This window comes from Leptospira adleri, from assembly GCF_002811985.1.
GTDB classification, from domain to species: domain Bacteria; phylum Spirochaetota; class Leptospiria; order Leptospirales; family Leptospiraceae; genus Leptospira; species Leptospira adleri.
Map to the genome: position 1 here is coordinate 62,068 of NZ_NPDU01000024.1, position 6,100 is coordinate 68,167.

Annotated in this window: 6 protein-coding genes; 1 reads left to right on the top strand and 5 read right to left on the bottom strand. The window is 40.5% G+C overall.

The features are described 5' to 3' along the window. Positions 1-23 precede the first annotated feature (23 nt). The 5 genes from CH376_RS11085 to CH376_RS11105 all read right to left on the bottom strand — a co-directional run bounded on the left by CH376_RS11085 (position 24) and on the right by CH376_RS11105 (position 4,674). Entirely contained in the window at positions 24-1,169 is a 1,146-nt protein-coding gene (locus tag CH376_RS11085; RefSeq protein WP_100787354.1) for a hypothetical protein, read from the bottom strand. Between the two features lie 201 nt (positions 1,170-1,370). After that, positions 1,371-1,829 (bottom strand): hypothetical protein, encoded by a 459-nt coding sequence (locus tag CH376_RS11090; RefSeq protein WP_100787352.1) that lies wholly within the window; start codon positions 1,827-1,829, stop codon positions 1,371-1,373. Further along, complete coding sequence (locus CH376_RS11095) at positions 1,829-2,815, bottom strand: hypothetical protein (RefSeq protein WP_243394816.1); 987 nt, start codon at positions 2,813-2,815, stop codon at positions 1,829-1,831. The genes CH376_RS11090 and CH376_RS11095 overlap by 1 nt, the downstream gene beginning before the upstream one ends. Continuing rightward, a complete protein-coding gene (locus CH376_RS11100; protein WP_243398255.1) occupies positions 2,784-3,248 on the bottom strand; it encodes a hypothetical protein in 465 nt (154 codons plus the stop codon). The genes CH376_RS11095 and CH376_RS11100 overlap by 32 nt, the downstream gene beginning before the upstream one ends. A gap of 43 nt (positions 3,249-3,291) precedes the next feature. Beyond that, entirely contained in the window at positions 3,292-4,674 is a 1,383-nt protein-coding gene (locus CH376_RS11105) for a phage portal protein (RefSeq protein ID WP_243398256.1), read from the bottom strand. A gap of 542 nt (positions 4,675-5,216) precedes the next feature. Between CH376_RS11105 and CH376_RS11110 the strand changes: the two genes are divergently transcribed. Then, a complete protein-coding gene (locus CH376_RS11110) occupies positions 5,217-5,891 on the top strand; it encodes a hypothetical protein (RefSeq protein ID WP_100787430.1) in 675 nt (224 codons plus the stop codon). The last annotated feature ends 209 nt before the right edge of the window (positions 5,892-6,100 follow it).

Genomic DNA, 6,100 nt, shown 5'->3' on the forward strand with positions numbered 1-6,100 from the left:
GATTGTTTTTACATTGCAATAATTTAACGCGAAATGACGGTGATTATTTCCGAAAGATCGAGAAGTGCAGGTTCCAATCTTGCAACCCATTCTCGCGGCTGAACTTTATCAGCAAGAGCAGATAGCTTAGTAGACGGCAAGATTTTGAACTTCGGATTATATCCGTAAACGATTGAAATTTGATTAGGAAGGGTTTTCTCATTCAATCGCAAAAATCTAAATTTCTCAATGGAGTAGTTTGTGTATTCTTTATCCTGAGAATGGATTGCATAGATTTCTCTTACTGGTGTGTATTTTATTGGATACAGACCTTCTTCATTTCTTTTGCAAATTTCTTTCTCGGTCATGAGAGAATTCAATAAGATAATCAAATCGTCCTTTGCAAAGTTTGTCGTTGAACCCACAACGACATCAAGGTCGCCAATTTGCAAATCTATACCGGATTTCCCTAAACGCCGATCTTTCGCTTCTATCATTCTGTAACCAATTTTGATAGGAGAGAAAGAATCAAACTTAACTTCGTAGACAGATCCAATTGAAGAAACATCTTTAAGAAATATGTTTACGAGGTCGTGTTTGAAATCAGAGAGTTTGGAGAATTTATCTTCGGTTGGCCTCTTACGCCAAATTTCTTTAACGTTCGTTACTAATTTATGTGGGAAAAGTTCTAAATTTACTACTCCGCCTTCAAACTTCTGAACAACTGAAATTATTTCTTCTTTATCGATTACCGAAATTTCATAATCGCATCGCACCAACATATAGGATTCGAATTCCCTGTTCGGAACTATTCTTATCCTATTGCCTTCGAATTCTTCGATTTCTAAATCAAGGTTTCCTCCTTCCTCTTCGGCGCGCACCACATACAACCTACGAATTTTTAAAATTGGTCCGTATCTAGTGTAAAGATCGTTCCCATCAAACTGTTGATTTTGAAGATCCTCCAATGGAACTCTAAAGGTTTGATCAATCCGATAGATAGTTCCATTCTTGCCAGGGAGCGCCATAAGTTGCTGACTGTTCGTGTCTGGATTCGGAAAATACCTCAACCATATTACCGGTTCGCCTTGCCTTTGAATTAAATCGTCTGGAGGATTTGGATTGAAAGTTGAAGGACCGATCTCGACTTTGAAAGTGTTTCCACCCGTTTTTAGAAATTCACGTCCCATATTTGTAAAAAGGCCCCACTAAAATACAATCTTGATTTTCAGCATAGTGTTTTACTTCAAAATAATTTCTCGATTCATAGATAAGGAGCGAATCAGAACAGCGTCTTAGATTATAGAATTGCTTATAATAACAGATTTCAAAATTCAGAATACAAAAAATGACCACTTTCTTTATACCAGGATCAATATAATAGAGGTTTGTTAATTCCATTTTCCTCCCTCTCGCTTTTCAATTTCTAATGCTTCTTCTAAGAGTTCGATTCGTTCTTCTTTTGTTAAACCAGATCCTTCTAAATCAATAACCATTTCACCGACGATGGATTTTATGGAAATCAAGAGCATACTCACGACCTGAATCTGTCCAGACTGAATATCCTGAAGAAGTCTCGTTAATGCACTTTCACAATCTTGGTATTCATGATATTCTCGATTCAATGCCATCGTATCAAGGATAACCTTTCGTCGAATACGTGCGTCCGGCCTTTCCTTTTTAAGTCTCGCTATCTTCTCTTTGATATCCAATAATTTTAGATAATATTTTTGTTCCCATAGATTCGAAAATTTTCGAACATCGAGTGGGATTTTAATTCCATTCTGGTTTAAATCCCAACTACAAGAGGCATCGATTCTATCTAATTGTTCTTCATACCAGTTAAACATCACATCATTCGCCGCCCTTTTGTAAATATCGCGTAATTGATTCCGTTCTCTACCAACGCAGAAATTCGCCCTGCGTTGAAAGCCATCGACGCCTCTGTCCAAGCAAAGCGCCGGAAGTTTCGATTCAATCTGAGCGTTAAAAGTGACGACTCATCCCCATTCAGAATTTTAAGATACTCATCTTCGGATATTTTCCCCTTTTCTACAAGTTCAAAAAGGTCGGGATAGGCCATCTCCGACTGAAGTTGCTCCATGGTTTTCCCTTCAGTGATCGCTGTTGAAATCATGTCCCGATACATCAAAGACAGATATTCGTATGGTTTCCCGCCGCGAACCGGGTTTCCCTCTGGATCCTGGATTATGTTTCCTTTTTCATCTCGTTGATAGATAGCGACCCATTCCGCGGCATGATTCTTCGCATATTCTGCTGCCAATTCTCTTTCGCGAGATTTTGGAATGATTTTTTCGAGCGAATTACGATCTTCCAAACCGAAACCAAGTTTGTATTTTAAAGCTCGATCGTAATCTTCGATCCCCATTTCATCGATGGTTTCTGTCGGAAGTTTCAAGGCGCCACTTAAGTATCCGGAAAGGTATCCTAAAAGCGTACCGGTCTCACCGATCTCTTTGTAAACCGGGTTCCAGTCTTTTTCCAGATATTCAAAAAGCCATTTTTCAAACTCTGGATCTGAAACTTCTTCCTGGGTGGGATCAGCGTCTTTTCCGATCGTAATAAACGGTGGACGGTCTGTCGGGAATTTCTTAACAAAAATATTCGGAAAGTATTTCCCGATCGTTTTTTTACCCCAGGAGAAGATCCCTTTACGAAAAAAAGTTTTGGAAGCAAAAACATCCGGATCTTGTGGGCCAATAACACAAAATTCCAGCCACTTTAATCGATCTCCGACAAGTAGCTGGAATTCACGTCCAGCACGGCCGCGTAAAAATGGACTTTCAGTGTGCCAGTTCTGCGAGGAAGGAATCAATTGCCGAAGACCAAAGGGAAAGTTTTGTTTTCTTATCAGTGGTTTGGTGAAGGATTCCTTCGATCCCACTACTGAGTCTATCAAAAGCATCCGTATTCACGCTCTTGATAATTTTTTCTGCAAATTCAGTCCAATGTTCAGCCTTAAATTTTTCCGTTTCAACACCTACAGAAGCGAGCAGATCTATAACGCCGGAAATATTGCTTTTGAAAGCTCTATTTTCTGTAGTAAGAATTTGTAGAATGCTTTCGTATAGATCGAACTTCTTCAAGTCGCTCAATCCATCGATGATTGGTTGCAAAATTCCAGTCGCATCCTCTTCTTCTACAGAGTCATTATCCAAAGAATTCGCACTTTGATTTTCTGCGGAAGTAGGGGGAGTTTCGCTACCCGGTTGTTCCTCTTGTTTTTCTTGTGCTTTCACTTCAGACATTTTATACCGCCTTAATTTTTTTTACTCGTATGAGTGCTTTATTTTATTGAGTTACCGGTTCTGAATCCGGAGTGATAAAATCTTCATCACTCCAAGGTAACTCATCTTCCTGATCAGGTCCGCTTCCTTGGTTTTGGGATGGGGCACCTTCACTCGATGAGTTCGGATTACCGTCTGGAGAATTTCCTGGGAAAGGGGTTTGTGCAGGTTGAGATCCGTTTCCAAGAATTTTACTAAACTCCGCGGCAAAGTATGGATTTCCGATTAGCATTCCCATTTGAGCAAATTTCTTTGCTTGTTCATCCGAAATCACACCAGTAGTTTTATAGGAGTCCGCAAGTTCTTTCATCGTTGGCCGATCTTCCGCTTTTAGAATATCATCAAGCGTTCGGAAGGTCTTGAATTGCTTATCATAGAGATCAGCTTTCTTCGAGGATTCATCTACCTTCACTCCGTTAAAAATCAACTTGTACGGTGAATCATCTTGGGGATCGTGAACTTCATTTAAACAATCCCTATGAAAAGCCATAAGTGAACCGTGTGAGCGATCCCGTGCAAAGTGCTGCCTCCCGTCAACGGAAGGTTCGGATAGAGTCGCAGACTGGTTCAGTTTCAAACCCAACTGTGCGGGGTCGATTCCATACCGAGCGCAGATCAAAGATGCAGTCATCTGAAGAAGTTTATCGAATTCGAAATCATCGTTTACTTCGAGGTTATGGACTTGAATTTTCCCGGCACCAAACAGCATTGGAAGTCTAAAACCACTTCGAGCACCGAAATAAGCGTTCTCCCATTCTAGTTCCAATTTTTCTTGATCAGCCTTCGATATGTTCCCTTCACTAGTTATTAAGGCACGAGGCGGATTCCTGGAATTGAATCGATCCGCGTTGTGTTTTATTACGAAGATCAAAGACATGATCTCTAGGATACAAGACTCGATCGGGGAAATCCCGAACCCACGGAATCTCACATCGGAACTATTGTTCTTATGGCGAAGCACGATTCTTCCCGCTTCGTAAACTTCCGTAACTTGATTCCGAATCATCTGGACGTGAGTTATTGATTTGTCGCCCTTATAGCCCTTTTTCGGATCCACTCGGAAAATTGTGGCCGGATCAAGATAGGTAATATCTATCAGTTCGTTTCTTCTGTTAAAAGTCCTCTGGTAGGCTACCGTATCAATCGCGAGAGTATCCCTTGTGGCCATTTCAAGAACCTCGCCTAGGCGCTCACGTTCGCGCCAAGTCGGAAGAGATTTATCGCCCATTATAAGCAACAAATGGCCGAGGTTATCCATTTTGATTTTATCTTCCGGAGAAGGGGACTTTCTCTTTTCCTTCATTGCGATGGAAAAACCCGGATCTTCGTCGAGATCGCAATACATCGAAACATCATCGGCGAGAATTTGGTGAATAGAACCAATCAAAGATGAAGAATATCCGATATCGCGAAGATCGAACGGATCCGGTCGGAAAACGGGTCGGCACCGAACACCTTGCGAAAGGAGGACGTATTGATCATCGACGTAAATCGGATCCTTTGCGTCTTTCTGGGTCCGCAAGATCTCATACATTCGATTGTTTAAACTGATAGCTTGATCGACCGTTGCTCTGGTCGGTCCATAGAAACGACTTTTACGAAATGTTGAAACGTCCATGAATCGCGGATCTGTTTCTTCTTTCGGGGGGGAATTTGAATCTGTCGGTGCCGTCTTTCCTTTTACTTCTTTTTCGCCGCGGAACTCTTTTGGAGTCCTATAGTGAAGATTCTTTTCGTAGTTCTCGCCCCGAGGTCGTGCCACAGGAAAGGGACAATTGGGTAACGTTTGAAAACATTGCAAACCTTTTTCTCTAATCTTAACGGGGTTTTTGATGAGTTTTTAAATAATTTGAAAATGGTTTGAAAACGTTTGTACTCAATTCATTTTCGGTGTATCATTCGAAGATTCTAATATTCTTGAGGACTAAAATGGAATTCAAAGCAGTAATTCTTATCGCGGACGGTAAAAACGGAAACCCAACGAAGGAAGATGTTTCGATCATAGAAACGCTACCGGTATTCTTTGGAAATACGATCGCACCAATTTCTTCCATTGATTCTCAATTCGGCGAACTCAAATCTACTGAATGGGAAGGCAATACACTATTAGGAACATTCTCGATCGAGAAAATTTATCCCGCGATTGAAGGAACGGTAAATACCGACGATTTAAAACATACAATTACTGGAGTTCGACTTTCAATTCTAACGAACCAAGATGAGAGGATACAGCCTATTCAAAAGGATGGACTATACTCAAAATCAAATTCGGAAGATCTATCAGGAAATGATATTTTTGATTTGAGAATTTTTAGAAAAATCCTTCATCTGTTTTCAAAGTTCGAAGAGGAATACGCTGAGCATAGGCTAAAATTACATCTTCGATTTCATAAATCGCATATCGAACAAATTGAAATCAGATTTGAAGTCGGCGCCCAAGAACCAAAGGAATGGACAAATTACGTAACTAATATTGATAGCTTATTTGAAGACAATTTTTCCGAAATCCTTCGACGTGCTATCAATTCCGTGCTCACCAAATTAAGCCATAGTAAGTTGGAACCTTCTTGGAAAGGAAATACCAATGTATCTTATCTAAAATGAAAAATGTAAATCAAGGTGGCGGTTCGAATCCGTAGGAGAATGTACTGTGGGCGGAGGTCGACTCTCCGCAAGGCGAAAGGGGTTTGGTGCCCAGCAAAATTAACGACGGAACAGCTGGAAACTCTCCACTTCATCGCCATCTTGAATTACATTAAAATCAAAAAAAAATGAACAAATGTTCATTTTTGAGACATAAAAGCCATTATCGG

Excerpts from the sequence above, each read along its gene's own strand:
- CH376_RS11110 (WP_100787430.1), top strand. The coding sequence starts at position 5,217 with ATGGAATTCAAAGCAGTAATTCTTATCGCGGACGGTAAAAACGGAAAC.
- CH376_RS11100 (WP_243398255.1), bottom strand. The coding sequence starts at position 3,248 with ATGTCTGAAGTGAAAGCACAAGAAAAACAAGAGGAACAACCGGGTAGC.
- CH376_RS11090 (WP_100787352.1), bottom strand. The coding sequence starts at position 1,829 with ATGTTTAACTGGTATGAAGAACAATTAGATAGAATCGATGCCTCTTGT.
- CH376_RS11085 (WP_100787354.1), bottom strand. The coding sequence starts at position 1,169 with ATGGGACGTGAATTTCTAAAAACGGGTGGAAACACTTTCAAAGTCGAG.